Source organism: Streptomyces sp. NPDC057694, assembly GCF_042799415.1.
In the GTDB taxonomy this organism is placed as follows: Bacteria; Actinomycetota; Actinomycetes; order Streptomycetales; family Streptomycetaceae; genus Streptomyces.
This window is the reverse complement of sequence record NZ_JBHVIX010000005.1, coordinates 307,830-322,306: the sequence shown is the minus strand read 5'-3', so window position 1 is coordinate 322,306 and position 14,477 is coordinate 307,830. Positions and strand designations below refer to the sequence as shown.

Annotated in this window: 13 protein-coding genes; all 13 read right to left on the bottom strand. The window is 70.5% G+C overall.

Features of this window, described 5'->3' with window-relative positions; genetic code table 11:
* Window positions 1-2 precede the first annotated feature (2 nt).
* The gene (locus ACFVDP_RS15720) at window positions 3-497 is read right to left on the bottom strand and encodes a GNAT family N-acetyltransferase (RefSeq protein WP_383489267.1); all 495 of its coding nucleotides are present in this window, start codon (window positions 495-497) and stop codon (window positions 3-5) included.
* Window positions 498-751: 254 nt separating this feature from the next.
* Window positions 752-2,458, bottom strand: coding sequence for a proline--tRNA ligase (locus ACFVDP_RS15715; protein WP_383489264.1), 1,707 nt, complete (start codon window positions 2,456-2,458; stop codon window positions 752-754).
* A 71-nt stretch (window positions 2,459-2,529) separates the two neighbouring features.
* Complete coding sequence (locus ACFVDP_RS15710; RefSeq protein WP_383489261.1) at window positions 2,530-3,096, bottom strand: GNAT family N-acetyltransferase; 567 nt, start codon at window positions 3,094-3,096, stop codon at window positions 2,530-2,532.
* A gap of 102 nt (window positions 3,097-3,198) precedes the next feature.
* The gene (locus tag ACFVDP_RS15705; protein WP_383489258.1) at window positions 3,199-3,972 is read right to left on the bottom strand and encodes an ABC transporter ATP-binding protein; all 774 of its coding nucleotides are present in this window, start codon (window positions 3,970-3,972) and stop codon (window positions 3,199-3,201) included.
* Window positions 3,969-4,772, bottom strand: coding sequence for an ATP-binding cassette domain-containing protein (locus ACFVDP_RS15700; protein ID WP_383489255.1), 804 nt, complete (start codon window positions 4,770-4,772; stop codon window positions 3,969-3,971). Before ACFVDP_RS15700 ends, ACFVDP_RS15705 begins: the two co-directional genes overlap by 4 nt.
* Window positions 4,769-5,599 (bottom strand): ABC transporter permease, encoded by an 831-nt coding sequence (locus tag ACFVDP_RS15695; protein ID WP_383489252.1) that lies wholly within the window; start codon window positions 5,597-5,599, stop codon window positions 4,769-4,771. The genes ACFVDP_RS15700 and ACFVDP_RS15695 overlap by 4 nt, the downstream gene beginning before the upstream one ends.
* The gene (locus tag ACFVDP_RS15690; protein ID WP_383489249.1) at window positions 5,596-6,561 is read right to left on the bottom strand and encodes an ABC transporter permease; all 966 of its coding nucleotides are present in this window, start codon (window positions 6,559-6,561) and stop codon (window positions 5,596-5,598) included. Before ACFVDP_RS15690 ends, ACFVDP_RS15695 begins: the two co-directional genes overlap by 4 nt.
* A 21-nt stretch (window positions 6,562-6,582) precedes the next feature.
* Window positions 6,583-8,103 (bottom strand): ABC transporter substrate-binding protein, encoded by a 1,521-nt coding sequence (locus tag ACFVDP_RS15685; protein WP_383489246.1) that lies wholly within the window; start codon window positions 8,101-8,103, stop codon window positions 6,583-6,585.
* Between the two features lie 34 nt (window positions 8,104-8,137).
* Entirely contained in the window at window positions 8,138-8,851 is a 714-nt protein-coding gene (locus tag ACFVDP_RS15680) for a DUF1684 domain-containing protein (RefSeq protein ID WP_383489243.1), read from the bottom strand.
* A 152-nt stretch (window positions 8,852-9,003) separates the two neighbouring features.
* The gene (locus ACFVDP_RS15675) at window positions 9,004-9,852 is read right to left on the bottom strand and encodes a GNAT family N-acetyltransferase (protein WP_383489240.1); all 849 of its coding nucleotides are present in this window, start codon (window positions 9,850-9,852) and stop codon (window positions 9,004-9,006) included.
* Window positions 9,853-10,482: 630 nt separating this feature from the next.
* Window positions 10,483-11,640 carry a flavodoxin-dependent (E)-4-hydroxy-3-methylbut-2-enyl-diphosphate synthase gene (ispG, locus tag ACFVDP_RS15670; protein ID WP_111667304.1) on the bottom strand — a complete coding sequence of 386 codons (1,158 nt, stop codon included), beginning with the start codon at window positions 11,638-11,640 and terminating at the stop codon, window positions 10,483-10,485.
* A gap of 156 nt (window positions 11,641-11,796) precedes the next feature.
* Window positions 11,797-13,098 (bottom strand): M50 family metallopeptidase, encoded by a 1,302-nt coding sequence (locus ACFVDP_RS15665; RefSeq protein ID WP_383489236.1) that lies wholly within the window; start codon window positions 13,096-13,098, stop codon window positions 11,797-11,799.
* Complete coding sequence (gene dxr, locus ACFVDP_RS15660) at window positions 13,095-14,381, bottom strand: 1-deoxy-D-xylulose-5-phosphate reductoisomerase (RefSeq protein WP_383489233.1); 1,287 nt, start codon at window positions 14,379-14,381, stop codon at window positions 13,095-13,097. The genes ACFVDP_RS15665 and dxr overlap by 4 nt, the downstream gene beginning before the upstream one ends.
* Between the last annotated feature and the right edge of the window lie 96 nt (window positions 14,382-14,477).

Below are 14,477 nucleotides of genomic sequence, written 5' to 3'. Positions count from 1 at the left end.
AGTTACGGGGTCCGGCCCGCGAGTTCGCGTACGTAGGTGATGCCGGGTTTCCCGGACAGCAGGCGTTCGCCGACGGGGCGGAAGCCGGTGCGGGTGAGGACCGTGCGGGAGGCGTGGTTGGCCTCGGCCGCGGCGGCGGTGAGCCGGTCCAGGCCGTAGTCCGTCACGGACATCGCGAACAGGCGGCGGACGGCGGCGGTGGCCAGGCCCCGGCCGGTGGCCTTCTCGGCGACGCGGAAGCCCAGTTCGGCGCTGCCGTCGGCCAGGTCGTAGAGGTTGAAGCGGCCGAGGACCTCGCCGCCGTCGCCGACCAGCGCATGGCACTGGATCTCGCCCGTGTCCTGCTCGGCGAGGAGGTCCGCGTGGCGCTCCGCGAAGTCGCTGAAGTAGGCGTCGCCCCGGTCCGGGACATGAGCGGCGAAGAACTCGCGGTTCTCGCGCTCGAAGGTGAGCACCGCTGCCGCGTGTTCCGGTGCCAGGCGCTGTAGTTCGGGCATGGCGCCACGATAGTGCTGGGTGCGGTCGCGTCGGCGGGTGCGGGCAGGTGGCCGCTTCTCGCGCAGTTCCCCGCGCCCCTTAAGAGGTTGTCGGTCGGCTGACGGCCGGTGGGGGCTGGTCGCGCAGTTCCCCGCGCCCCCGAAGGCCGCGCTTCGCGCGCCTTCCCCTGCCCCTGGGCGAGCGGAGCTCGCTCCCAGGGGCGCGGGGAACTGCGCGACCAGCCACGACGAAAGCCGCACCCGCAGACGGGCCCCTACGCGGACGCGGTGAGGCGGGTGACGGCCTCCTCGACCGTCAGTTCCTCGCGCTCGCCAGTACGGCGGTCCTTGAGCTCCAGGACGCGGTCACCGCTGCGGCGGCCGGCGACGAGGATCTTCGGGACGCCGATGAGCTCGGAGTCGGTGAACTTCACGCCGGGCGAGATGCCGGGACGGTCGTCGACCAGGACGCGGACGCCGGCCTCGGCGAGGAGGTCCGAGACCTCGAGGGCCAGCTCGGTCTGGAGCGCCTTGCCGGCGGCGACCACGTGCACGTCGGCGGGCGCGATCTCCTCCGGCCAGACCAGACCCTTGTCGTCGGCGTGCTGCTCGGCGAGGGCGGCGACGGCGCGGGAGACGCCGATGCCGTAACTGCCCATGGTCACGCGGACCGGCTTGCCCTGCTGGCCGAGCACGTCGAGCTGGAAGGCGTCGGCGTACTTGCGGCCGAGCTGGAAGATGTGGCCGATCTCGATGGCGCGGTCCAGCTTCAGGCCCGTACCGCAGGCGGGGCAGGGGTCGCCCTCCTGGACCACGACGACGTCGACGTAGGCGTCGACCTCGAAGTCACGGCCCGCGACGACGTTCTTGGCGTGCACGCCGTCGTTGTTGGCGCCGGTGATCCAGGCGGTGCCGGGGGCGACGCGCGGGTCGGCGATGTACTGGACCTTCTCCAGGCCCTGCGGGCCGACGTAGCCGCGGACCAGGTCGTCGCGGCCCTCGAAGTCCTCGGCGGTGACCAGCTCGACGGCGGCCGGGGCGAAGTGCGCCTCGACCTTGTCCAGGTCGACCTCGCGGTCGCCGGGGACGCCGACGGCGACGATCTCGCCGTCGACCTTCACGAGGAGGTTCTTCAGGGTCTCGGACGCCTGGACGCCGAGGTGCGCGGCGAGCGTCTCGATGGTCGGGGTGTCGGGGGTCGGGATCTCTTCGAGCGCGGGGACGTCGGCGGCGTCCACCGGCTTGAGCGCGAAGGAGACGGCCTCGGTGTTGGCCGCGTAGTCGCAGTTCGGGCAGTCGGCGAAGGTGTCCTCGCCGGCCGCGGCCGGGGCCAGGAACTCCTCGGACTTCGAGCCGCCCATGGCGCCGGCGGTCGCGGCGCAGATGCGGTAGTCGAGGCCGAGGCGCTGGAAGATCTTCTGGTAGGCGGCGCGGTGCAGCGCGTAGGACTGGGCCAGGCCCTCGTCCTCCAGGTCGAAGGAGTACGAGTCCTTCATCAGGAACTCGCGGCCGCGCAGGATGCCGGCCCGGGGGCGGGCCTCGTCGCGGTACTTCGTCTGGATCTGGTACAGGATGACCGGCAGGTCCTTGTACGAGGTGCACTGGTCCTTGACCAGCAGGGTGAAGATCTCCTCGTGGGTGGGGCCGAGGAGGTACTCGCCGCCCCTGCGGTCGTTGAGGCGGAACAGCTCGGCGCCGTACTCGGTCCAGCGGTTCGTCGCCTCGTAGGGCTCCTTGGGCAGCAGGGCCGGCAGGGTGACCTCCTGGCCGCCCATCGCGTCCATCTCCTCGCGCACCACGCGCTCGACGTTGGCCAGGACCTTCTTGCCGAGCGGCAGCCAGGACCAGACGCCCGCGGCGGTGCGGCGCACGTACCCGGCGCGGACGAGGAGCTTGTGGCTGAGCACCTCGGCGTCCGCCGGGTCGTCGCGCAGGGTCTTCACCATCAACCGGGACATGCGCTGGACCTGGGCCTTGGCCATGATTCTTGACTCCTGCTGCGAAAGGGTGGTCCCAGGAGGTTAGCCGTGCGGGCCCGGCGGCCGGAAATCGGTTACGGGGCCGGCCTGAGCAGCGGGAGCGGCGCGCCCATCACGGCGTACGGCATCGGGGCGCTCGGGAACAGCACCTGCTGGGCCAGGTCGTCGTAGCCGAGGGAGCGGTACAGGCCGCGTGCGGGGCTCTCGTGGTCGATCGCGGAGAGGATCGAGCGGGGCTGGTACGCGGTGTCGGTGATCATCGTGATCAGGGCGCGGCCGATGCCGCGGTTCTGGTAGCCGGGGTGGACGTGCAGCTCGGTGATGACGAACGAGTCGTCGAGCCAGTGGTCGGTGCCGCGGGAGCGCAGGTACGGCTCGACGACCGTGGACCACCAGTGGGTGCGGTCGTTCGGCATGCCGTAGACGAAGCCGACGAGGCGGCCGGTCTCGGTGGTGGCGCCCAGGGCGCGGGCACCCGGGTACGTGATGTGCCGCAGGACGATCTGGCGGCGGACGGCGATCTCGTCGTCGCTGAGGCCGAAGGCATGGGCCTGGACCGCGAGGGCCTCGTCCACGCGGGTGCGCAGGTCGAGGGGGCCGAGGGTGACGGAGGGCTCGTCCGTGCTGCTGCGGTGCGGCATGTCCCGGAGGGTACCCCGGGGCGGGCGCCCTTCTGTACGGCTTCTCCGGGCCGGGGCCCGCGGTGATCCGGGTACTCCTCGCCCACAGGGCGCCCGGCGGGGTCAGGACCGCGCCGGCAGCCTCGGCACGCTCGACAGCAGGCGCCGCGTGTACGCGTGGCGGGGCGCCCCGAGCACTTCCGGCGTCTCCCCCGCCTCGACCACCCGGCCCCGCTCCAGGACGGCGGTGCGTTCGCACAGGGCCGCCACGACGGACAGGTCGTGGGAGACCATCACCACCGTCAGTCCGGCGGTCTCCTTCAGCTCCGCGAGCAGATCGACGACCTTGACGCGCGTGGTGACGTCGAGCGCGGAGACCGGTTCGTCGGCGAGCAGCACGCGCGGGTCGCACACGGTGGCCCGGGCGATGGCGATCCGCTGCCGCTGCCCGCCGGAGAACTCGTGCGGGTAGCGCTCCCCCGCGTCGGCCGGCAGCCCGACCCGTTCGAGTGCCTGCGCGACCCGCCGCTCGGCCGCCTCCCCGGACGCGACGCCGAGCGAGCGCAGCGGCTCGCCCACGATGCGCCGCACCCGCTGGCGCGGGTCGAGCGAGGCGTACGGGTCCTGGAAGACGCACTGCACGCTGCGCCGGAAGGCCTTCATCTGCCTGCGGTCGCGCAGGCGCAAGGGGTCGCCGTCGAAGCGCACGGTTCCGGACGTGGGCGCGGCGAGGCCGAGCAGCATGCGCAGCAGGGTCGTCTTGCCTGCGCCGGACTCGCCGACCAGCGCCAGGCTCTGCCCGGGTTCGACGGTCACCGACACGTCGGTGACGACGGGCGCCGCGCTCCCCCGGTACGCGTAGGACACGGAATCCAGTTCCAGCACCGGGGCGTTCATCGTGTGCCTCCCAGGTCGAGCGCCGCTTCCAGTTGCCGTGCGCTGTCGACCAGCGCCTTGGTGTAGGCCTCGCGCGGGGCCCGTACGACGTCGGCCACCGCGCCCGTCTCGACGGCGTGCCCGTCCTTCATGACGAGCACCCGGTCGGTGACGGCCGAGACGACGGCCAGGTCGTGGCTGACGAAGAGCACGGCCATGCCGCGGGCGCGCACCAGTTCCTCGATGAGGGCCAGCATCTCGGCCTGGACGGTGACGTCGAGCGCTGTCGTCGGCTCGTCGGCGATGAGCAGCGCCGGGTCGCAGGCGAGGGCCATGGCGAGGGCGACGCGCTGGCGCTGTCCGCCGGAGATCTCGTGCGGGAAGGCGCGGGTGACGCGTCGGGGGTCGGGCAGGCGGACCTGTTCGAGGAGGTCGAGGACGGCGGCCTTGAGCGCGGCGCCCGTCAGCCCGCGCCGTCGGCGCAGGGGTTCGGCGATCTGCCGGCCCACGCGCATGAGCGGGTCCAGGGCGGTCAGCGGCTCCTGGAAGACGACGGCCGCGCTCCGGCCGCGGATTCCGACGAGGGTCTTCTCGGGGGCGCCGACGATCTGGGTGCCGTCGAGTTCGACGCTGCCGGTCACGGTCATGTCCGCGGGCAGCAGGCCGAGGACGGCCAGCGTGGTCAGGGACTTGCCGGAGCCGGACTCGCCGATCAGGCCGAGCCGTTCGCCGCGCGCGATGTCGAGGTCGAGCCCCGAGACGAGGACGCGGTCGCCGGTGCGGACGGTCAGGTCGCGCACCGAGAGCAGGGGTTCGCTCATGTCGCCGCCCTTCCCTTCCGGGCCGTCGGGTCGAGGACGTCGCGCAGTCCGTCCGCGATGAGGTTGACGCCGATCACCAGCAGTACGAGGAGCACGCCGGGCGCCAGGGCCCCGGCGGGCGCCGTGGTGAACGTGGCCTGTGCCTCCTGGAGCATGCGGCCCCACGAGGCGTTGGGCGGGGGCGCGCCGAGGCCCAGGTAGGACAGTCCGGCCTCGGCGAGGACGGCGAGGCCGAACTGGAGCGCCAGGTTCACCCCGAGGGTGGGCCAGATGTTGGGCAGGACGTGGCCGCCGACGATCCGCGGCAGGGACGTGCCGGAGGTGCGGGAGGCCGTGATGTAGTCCTGCGCGAGGACCCGCTTGACCAGGATGCGGGTCAGCCGGGCGACGACGGCGCTCTGGGCGAGCCCGATCGCGAGGATCGCGGAGCCGAGGGTCGCCGAGCGGGCGGCGACGATCAGCATGGCGAGCAGCAGGGTCGGGAACGCGATGAGGATGTCGAGGAGCGCGGAGAGCGTGTCGTCGAACCAGCCCTGCGCGAAGGCGGCGAGGACGCCCAGGGTCACGCCGAGCAGCGCGGCCACGGCGACCGATCCGAGTCCGGCCTCCAGGGCGATCCGGGAGCCCGTCATGAGCTGGGTGAACAGGTCGCGCCCGAGCTTGTCGGTGCCGAGGAGGTGCCCGTCGCCGGGCCCGGCGAGCCGGCCGCCGGAGGTGTCGTCGCTGTCGTAGGGCAGCCAGAACAGGGAGACGAGGGCGAGCAGCACGACGACGCCCGCGAGGACTCCGCCCGTCCACAGCGTCAGTGAGGTACGGCGTCGCTTCATCGCGCTCCTCCCGAGAGCCGTCCGCGCAGCCGCGGGTCCACGAGCCGCTGCACGAGGTCGGCGGCGAACCCGATGACGAGCACGCCGAACGTCGACACGAACAGCACGCCCTGGATGACCGGGTAGTCGTGCTGGGCGATGCCGGTGGCGAGCATCGAGCCGAGTCCGGGCAGCGCGTACACGGACTCGACGACGACGGCGCCGAGGAGGGTGGAGGCGAGTTCGATGCCGAGGACCGAGATCACCGGCACCGAGGCGTTGCGCAGGCCGTGCCGCCACATGGCCCGCCCGAAGGAGAGGCCGAGCGCCCGCGCCGTGCGCAGGTATTCGCTGTCCAGGACGTCGAGCGTCGCCGAGCGGACGTACCGGATCAGGGACGCCGACATCACGAGGGCCACCGTCACCACCGGCAGGACCAGTGACCGGATCGCCTCGCCCGGCGCGTCCCAGCCGTCCTGCGGGAAGCCGCCCGAGGGCAGCCAGCCCGCGTTCAGCGCGAAGACCGCGATGAGGATCATGCCGAGCCAGAACACGGGGACGGCGATGCCCAGCTGGGAGACGCCGCTGAGCAGCGACCCGTACCAGGTGCGCTTCTTGTACGCGGCCACGAACCCGGCGGGTACGGCGACGAGGACCGCCAGCACGAAGGCGGACAGGGTCAGCGGCAGCGTCACGTTCAGGCGCTGTGAGACCTCGGGCCCGACCGGCAGGGACGACACGAAGGACGTGCCGAGGTCGCCGCTCGCCAGCTGGCCGATCCAGTGCGTGAACTGCTGGGGCAGCGGCTTGTCGGAGCCGATCGCGTGCCGGGCCGCGGCGATCTGTTCCGGCGAGGCGCCCACCGAGGTGAGCGCGTTCGCCGGGTCGCCGGGCAGCATGCGCAGCAGCACGAACAGCACGACGGACGCGAGGACGAGGGAGACCAGCAGGAACACCAGTCTCCGCAGGAGGTACCTGACCATGAGGGACTCACCCGCCGCCTGTCAGCTGCTCTTCTTGATGTCGTACGCGAAGAACTGCGAGTTCAGGCCGTTGAGCGGGTAGCCCGACAGCTTGGTGTTGGCGACGACGATCTGCGGATACAGGTAGAGCCAGTCGCTGGCCGCGTCCTCGGCGGTCTTGCGGTTGACCTTCTTCAGCAGGTCGGTCTGCGCCTGGGTGCTGGCGGCCTCCTCGGCCTGCTCGACCCACTTCTGGACCTGCTTGTTGTCGTAGCCCCAGTAGAAGTCGGGGTTGCCGTACCAGACGAGGTCGCGGTCGTTGACGTGCTCCTGGAGCGTCGCCGAGAAGTCGTGGTTCTTGTAGACCTTCGTGTACCACTCGTCGGGCGTGATCGTGTTGATCTTGACGGTGATGCCGACCTTGGCGAGCTGCGACTTGATGAAGGTGGCGGCGGTGGGGTGCGGGTCGTAGTTCGGGGTGTCGAGCGTGAAGCTGAACCCCTTGTCGTACCCGGCCTCCTTCAGCAGCTTCTTGGCCTTGGTGACGTTGTACGCGTTGACGTCCGTCAGGTCCTCGTACCAGGGGTCGGTGGGCGGCACCATCGACCCGATCTCCTTGCCGTAGCCGCCCCACACCGACTCCAGGAGCTTCTTGTCGTCGATGGCGGCGGAGACGGCCTGGCGGACCTTGACGTCCGTGAAGGGCTTGGCCTTGTCGTTGAAGGCGAGGAGCAGCTTGGTGGTGGAGTCGCCGTCGTTGACCTTGTAGTTCTGGTTGGACTTGAACTGGTCGAGGGCGTCCGGCGACTGCTCGCTGGTGACGACGTCGACGGCGTTCGTCAGGAGCGCGTTGTTGAGGGCGGTCGCGTCCTTGTAGTAGTGGAAGGTGACCTGCTTGTTCTTGGCGGCGGTGCCCCAGTAGCCGCTGAACCGGTCGAGGCTGAGCGCCGAACCGCGCGTCCACTTGTTCAGCTTGTACGGGCCCGTGCCGTCTTCCGTCGTCTTCAGGTTCTTCGCGTCGGAGTTGATGATCCAGACGTAGGAGAGGTTGTAGACGAAGGAGATCGACTTCTTCGACAGCGTGACCTTGACGGTCTTCGCGTCGGGAGTCGTGATGTCCTTCATGACCTCAAGATTGGCCTTGCGCGCGGACTGCGAGTCCTTCGCGATCACCTTCTCCAGGCTGTACTTGACGTCCTTGCTGGTGAGCGCCTTGCCGCTGTGGAACTTGACGCCGTCGCGCAGCGTGAAGGTGTACGTGAGTCCGTCGCCGCTGACCTTGTAGCCGTCGGCGAGGAGCTTGTCGACCTTGCCGTCGTCGGTGAGCCGGAACAGGCCCTCGTAGACGTTGCCGTTGAGCGCCTCGGTGACGCCCTGGCCGCCGCCCGCGGTGTTGTCGAGGTTCTGCGGCTCGTAGAGGGAGCCGATGCCGACGGTGGCGTTCTTGTCGTAACTGCCGTTCGCGGAGCCGGAGTTCGACGATCCACCGCCGCAGGCCGCGAGCGTGACGGCGAGGGCGACGGTGAGCACACCGGCGGACAGGGGCTTCTTGGGAAGGTTCATGAGGGGGCCTTACGAGGAGTGGTGCGGGGAGTGATCAGTGAGCGCTGTCGCCGGCGTCGCCGCCGCGCAGGACCGGGAGCTTCTCGCCCGCCTCGACGGGCAGGTGGAAGCGGTTCTGCAGCGGCGGCATCGGACAGTTGTACTGATCGGAGAAGCCGCACGGGGGTACGAAGGCCCGGTTGAAGTCGAGGCGCACGCGGCCGTCGTCGGCGTGCTCGACGAAGAGGAAGCGGCCGGCGCCGTACGTCGAGTCGCCGTTGGTCGGGTCGCCGAAGACGAGGAGCAGGGTGCCGTCGTCGTCGAAGGCGGAGAGCGTGTACTCGGTGCCGTCGACGGTCAGGGCGATGTCGCCGGGGACGACCTTGTCTCGGGTGCCGCCGTTGTCCCGGAGGTGCTCGAAGGCGACCTGGCGGGCGCCCTCGACGGGCGTGTACGTGGCGTCGAGGACCCAGGCGGGGTCGTACGGGAAGGCGTCGATGCGCTCGAAGTCCCTGATCGCCTTCGAGTCCGCGTCCCAGAAGCGCAGGCCGTGCTCGGGGGCGCCGGTGACCATGTCGGTGCGTTCGAGGGTGGTGACCGTCACGGTCCCGGGCTGCCCCGCGCGGGCGGCGTCGAGGTCGGGCGTCTCGCCGGCGGGCAGCCAGCGGGTCTCGACGAGGGCGAGGTTCCCGGTGGGAGCGGTGACGGAACGGTGCCGGTCGGCACGCCATTCCTGCCAGGCGGCTATGCCGGAACCGGAATCAGACATCGTGTGGCACCTACAGTCAGTGAACTTTAAACCAAAGTACTCCCTTTATTGTTCATAAGACTCGCTAATGTCAAATGCCGCCTTGGAGATGAGACGGGCCCCACACGGGGCCCCACCAGCGGGGACGGGAATCCTTGATCCTTCAGCGGGTCCTAGAACAGGACGCTCATGAACGCGCCGACTTCCTCGAAGCCGACCCTGCGGTAGGCCGCGCGGGCCGGGGTGTTGAAGTCGTTGACGTAGAGGCTGACGACCGGGGCCACGTCCGCGAGGGCGTAGCGGACCACCGCCGCCATGCCGGGGGCGGCGAGGCCCTTGCCCCGGTGCTCGGGCGCCACCCAGACGCCCTGGATCTGGCAGGCGTCCGGCGTCGCGGCGCCGATCTCGGCCTTGAAGATCACCTTGCCGTGCTCGTCGACGCGGGCGAAGGAGCGGCCCGCGCCGACCAGTTCGGCGACCCGGGCCTGGTAGAGCAGGCCGCCGTCGCCGGCCAGCGGGGAGACGCCGACCTCCTCGGTGAACATCGCCACGCACGCCGGCATGATCGTTTCCATCTCGTCCTTGCGGATGCGGCGGACGTAGGGGTCGGGCACGACGTGGGCCGGCAGCCGGTCGGTGACCATCAGGGGCTGGTGCGCGCGGACCTCGCGGGCCGGGCCCCAGGAGGGTTCGAGGAGCCGCCACAGGCGGGCCGTGGGCTCGGCCGGGCCGACGATGGAGGAGCAGCGGCGGCCGGCTCTTCGGGCACGGTCGGCGAAGCCGCGGACGGCTCGGTCGGTGGCGCAGATGGGGACGAGGTTGGCGCCCGCGTAGCACAGGGACTGCAGCATGCCGTCCTCGTACCAGCCCCACATCTCGCCGCCGAGCCGCCACGGGTCGAGGCCCGCGATGCGGACGCGGGCCGTCACGAAGGCGTTCACGACCGGCTCGCGGTCGAGGACGGCGAGCGCTGCGTCGAGGTCACTCGGTTCGAGGACCCGGGTGGTGGTCTGAGTCAACACGTGCGGGGCCTTTTTGGCGGGGAGGGCTGATCTCCGCACTGTACCTGGCCCGGAATTGGGGCGCCTCGGCATGTGCTGGGTGCCCCGGTTTCGCGGCTGCGGCCGGGTGGACGGTCTCGCGTTGTCGGTCGACCGCGGGCCGGTGGGGCTTCTCGCGCAGTTCCCCGCGCCCCTGGAGCGTGCGCTGCGCGCTGCTCTTCTTTGAGGTCGGGTGCGGCTCTCGTCGTGGCTGTTCGCGCAGTTCCTCGCGCCCCTGAAGGCATGCGCTTCGCGCGCCTTCCCCTGAAGGCCGTGGGCGCGCGCCTTCCCCTGGAGACCCTTGGCGCGCGCCTTCTCCTGAAGGCCGTGGCGTGCCCCTTCCCCAGAGGGCCGTGGCCACGCGCCTCCCCCAGAAGGCCGTGGCCGCGCGCCTCCCCCAGAAGGCTGCGCCCCGCTCGGCCTTCCCTGGGCGAGCGGAGCTCGCTTTCAGGGGCGCGGGGAACTGCGCGAGAAGCGGCCACCGGGCCGCGGGTGAACGACAACCCGAAAAGGGGCGCGGGGAACTGCGCGACCGGCCACAACGAGACGCGCGCACGCCCGCCGGGGGAACCCGGCAGACGTGCGCGCGGAAGAAAGCAGGCCGAGCCTTGGTCAGCCGGCGACCGCGACCGACGGCTCGCCGGAGGCCACGCCGTCCTTCTCCATCTGCTCGGCGATCTTCAGCGCCTCTTCGATGAGGGTCTCCACGATCTTCGACTCGGGGACGGTCTTGATGACCTCACCCTTGACGAAGATCTGCCCCTTGCCGTTGCCGGACGCGACCCCGAGGTCGGCCTCACGGGCCTCACCCGGCCCGTTCACGACACAGCCCATGACGGCGACGCGCAACGGCACCTCCATGCCGTCGAGCCCAGCGGTGACCTCTTCGGCGAGCTTGTAGACGTCGACCTGGGCGCGCCCGCAGGACGGGCACGAGACGATCTCGAGGCGGCGCGGCTTGAGGTTCAGCGACTCCAGGATCTGGTTGCCGACCTTGATCTCCTCGACCGGCGGGGCCGAGAGGGAGACGCGGATCGTGTCGCCGATGCCCTCGGAGAGCAGCGCGCCGAAGGCGACGGCCGACTTGATGGTGCCCTGGAAGGCGGGCCCGGCCTCGGTGACGCCGAGGTGCAGCGGGTAGTCGCACTTCTCGGCGAGCAGCCGGTACGCGTTGACCATGACCACCGGGTCGTTGTGCTTGACCGAGATCTTGATCTCGCGGAAGTCGTGCTCCTCGAAGAGCGACGCCTCCCACAGGGCCGACTCGACGAGCGCCTCGGGCGTCGCCTTGCCGTACTTCTGGAGCAGCCGACGGTCCAGCGAGCCCGCGTTCACACCGATGCGGATCGGGGTGCCGTGGTCCTTCGCCGCCTTGGCGATCTCCTTGACCTTGTCGTCGAACTGCTTGATGTTGCCCGGGTTGACGCGGACCGCGGCACAGCCCGCCTCGATGGCCGCGAAGACGTACTTGGGCTGGAAGTGGATGTCGGCGATCACCGGGATCTGCGACTTCTTCGCGATGATCGGCAGCGCGTCGGCGTCGTCCTGCGTGGGGCAGGCCACACGCACGATCTGGCAGCCGGACGCGGTCAGCTCGGCGATCTGCTGGAGCGTGGCACCGATGTCGGAGGTCCGCGTGGTCGTCATCGACTGCACCGACACCGGGGCGTCGCCGCCCACGGCCACCGTGCCGACCTGGATCTGCCGGCTCTTGCGCCGCTCGGCGAGCTTGGTCGGTACGTCCGGCATGCCGAGTGAAATCGCAGTCATCTGCTGTGCAACCCCAAGGTGTGGATCGAGGATCGAGTCCAGAGGATTCCGAGATTACGTCACCGGCGCACGGCCGGGCACATCGCGCCCCACAACTCCACCCGAAGGTGAACGGCCGGACACCCAGGGTGTCCGACCGTCGTGAAGCGGCGGCGATCAGGAGATTTTCACCGGGTTAACGACGTCCGCGATCAGCACCAGGATGGTGAAGCAGACGAAGATTCCCGCGACGACGTACGCCACCGGCATGAGTTTCGCGACATCGAACGGGCCCGGGTCGGGACGCCGGAAGATCCGCGCGAAGTTGCGCCGCAGCGCCTCCCACAGCGCGCCCGCGATGTGTCCGCCGTCCAGCGGCAGCAGCGGGAGCATGTTGAACAGGAAGAGGGAGAGGTTGAAGCCCGCCACGAGCATCAGCGACATCGCCACCTTCTGGGTGGCGGGGATGTCGAGCCCGGCGATGTCACCGCCGACGCGGGCCGCGCCGACCACGCCCATCGGGGAGTCCGCGTCGCGCGGGCCGTCGCCGAACGCGGCGTCCCAGAGCGCGGGGATCTTCGCGGGCAGCGCCACGATGGAGTCGACGGCGTCGCCGACCCGGTCGGTCATCCAGGACACCGAGTCGCCGAAGCTCTGGTGGACGACGCCGGTGGCGGCGGTGAAGCCGAGGAAGCCGGCCTTCACGTAGCCGTCGGTGATCTGGCCGCTGGAGTCCTTCTTCGCGACCTGGTTCGTGGCGATCTTCGCGGTGAGGGTCTTCTGCTGTCCGTCGCGCTCGACGACGATCGGGACGGTCTTGCCCGCGCTCTCCCGGATCTCGTCGGACAGGGTGTTCCACTTGTCCGTCGTGACCCCGTTGAAGGACACGATCTTGTCCTTCGCCCGGAGTCCGGCCGCCTTCGCCGGGGACTGCGGGTCGGACGCCTTGCAGGTGTCGCGCTTGGCGCTGGCCTGGATGACGCAGTCCGAGACGGACGAGACCGTGTTCGTCTGCTGGGTGATCCCGAAGCCCATCAGGACCGTGAAGAAGAGCCCGACCGCCAGGATCAGGTTCATGAACGGGCCCGCGAACATCACGATGACGCGCTTCCAGGGCTTGCGCGTGTAGAAGAGCCGGGTCTCGTCGCCCGGCTGGAGCTCCTCGAAGGCCGCGGCCCGGGCGTCCTCCACCATCGAGCGGAAGGGGGAGGTGGAGCGGGCCTCGATCTTGCCGTCCGCGCCGGGCGGGAACATCCCGATCATGCGGATGTAGCCGCCGAGCGGGATCGCCTTGACGCCGTACTCGGTGTCGCCCTTCTTCCGCGAGAAGAGGGTGGGGCCGAAGCCGACCATGTACTGCGGCACGCGGATGCCGAAGAGCTTCGCCGTCGACAGGTGGCCCAGCTCGTGCCACGCGATGGAGACGAGCAGGCCCACCACGAAGACGACTATGCCGAGGATCATCATCAGGATCGTCATGCACGAGCCTCCACGGCCGTCTTGTCCGTAAGCGTCAGTTCACGGGCCCGGGCGCGCGCCCAGGTCTCCGCTTCAAGGACGTCCGCGACGGTGAGTGAAGTTCCCGATCCGGGTGTGCCGTGCTCCTCGACGACCTTCGTCACCGTGTCCATGATCCCGTTGAACGGCAGGGCGCCCTTCAGGAACGCGTCCACGCACTCCTCATTGGCGGCATTGAACACCGCCGGGGCCGTCCCCGCGAGCTCTCCCACGTGTCGGGCGAGCCCCACCGACGGAAACGCGTCGTTGTCGAGCGGGAAGAACTCCCAGGTGGAGGCCTTCGTCCAGTCGAAGGCGGGGGCCGCGTCCGGGATCCGCTCGGGCCAGCCGATGCCGACGGCGATCGGACCACCCATGTCGGGCGGGGTGGCCTGGGCGAGCGTGGAGCCGTCGGTGAACTCCACCATCGAGTGCACGTAGGACTGCGGGTGGACGACGACCTCGATGCGGTCGAACGGAATGTCGTAGAGCAGGTGTGCCTCGATGACTTCCAGGCCCTTGTTGACCAGCGTCGCCGAGTTGACGGTGATGACCGGGCCCATCGCCCAGGTGGGGTGCGCGAGGGCGTCCTCGACGGTGACCTGCGCCAGGTCGGCCCGGGTCCGGCCGCGGAACGGGCCGCCGGACGCCGTCACGACCAGCTTGCGGACGTCGGCGCGGGTGCCGGCGGCGAGCGCCTGGAAGAGCGCCGCGTGCTCGGAGTCGACCGGGATGATCTGGCCGGGCGCGGCGAGCGCCTTCACCAGCGGGCCGCCGACGATCAGCGACTCCTTGTTGGCGAGGGCGAGGGTGCGGCCCGCTTCGAGCGCGGCGAGCGTCGGGGCCAGGCCGATGGAACCCGTGATGCCGTTGAGCACGGTGTGGCTGTCGCCGCGGCCCGCGATCTCGGTGGCGGCGTCGGGCCCGGCCAGGATCTCGGGGAGCGGCTCGCCCGCGCCGTACTGGGCGGCGAGCGCCTCGCGCAGCGCCGGCACGGCGTCCTCGCGGGCCACGGCGACCGTGCGCACGCCCAGGCGGCGGGCCTGTTCGGCGAGGAGTTCGACCCTGCCGCCCGCGGCGCTCAGGGCGGTGACGCGGAAGCGGCCGGGGTTGCGCAGGACCAGGTCGATGGCCTGCGTGCCGATCGAACCCGTCGAGCCCAGGACGGCGATGTCCCGAGGGGTGTCGGTGGGCACCGGGTCGAAGACCAGGTGGGGGTCCGCGAGCGGGGACGGGCTGACGGAGCTGTCGGGGCTGTCGGTCATTGCCCCATTCTTGCGCGCGCAGGCTGTGAAGCCGACAGGGTGCCCCGGCAGTTCGCGCTCAGCGGTCGTGTCCTCTTCCGGTGACGGCCGCATTTT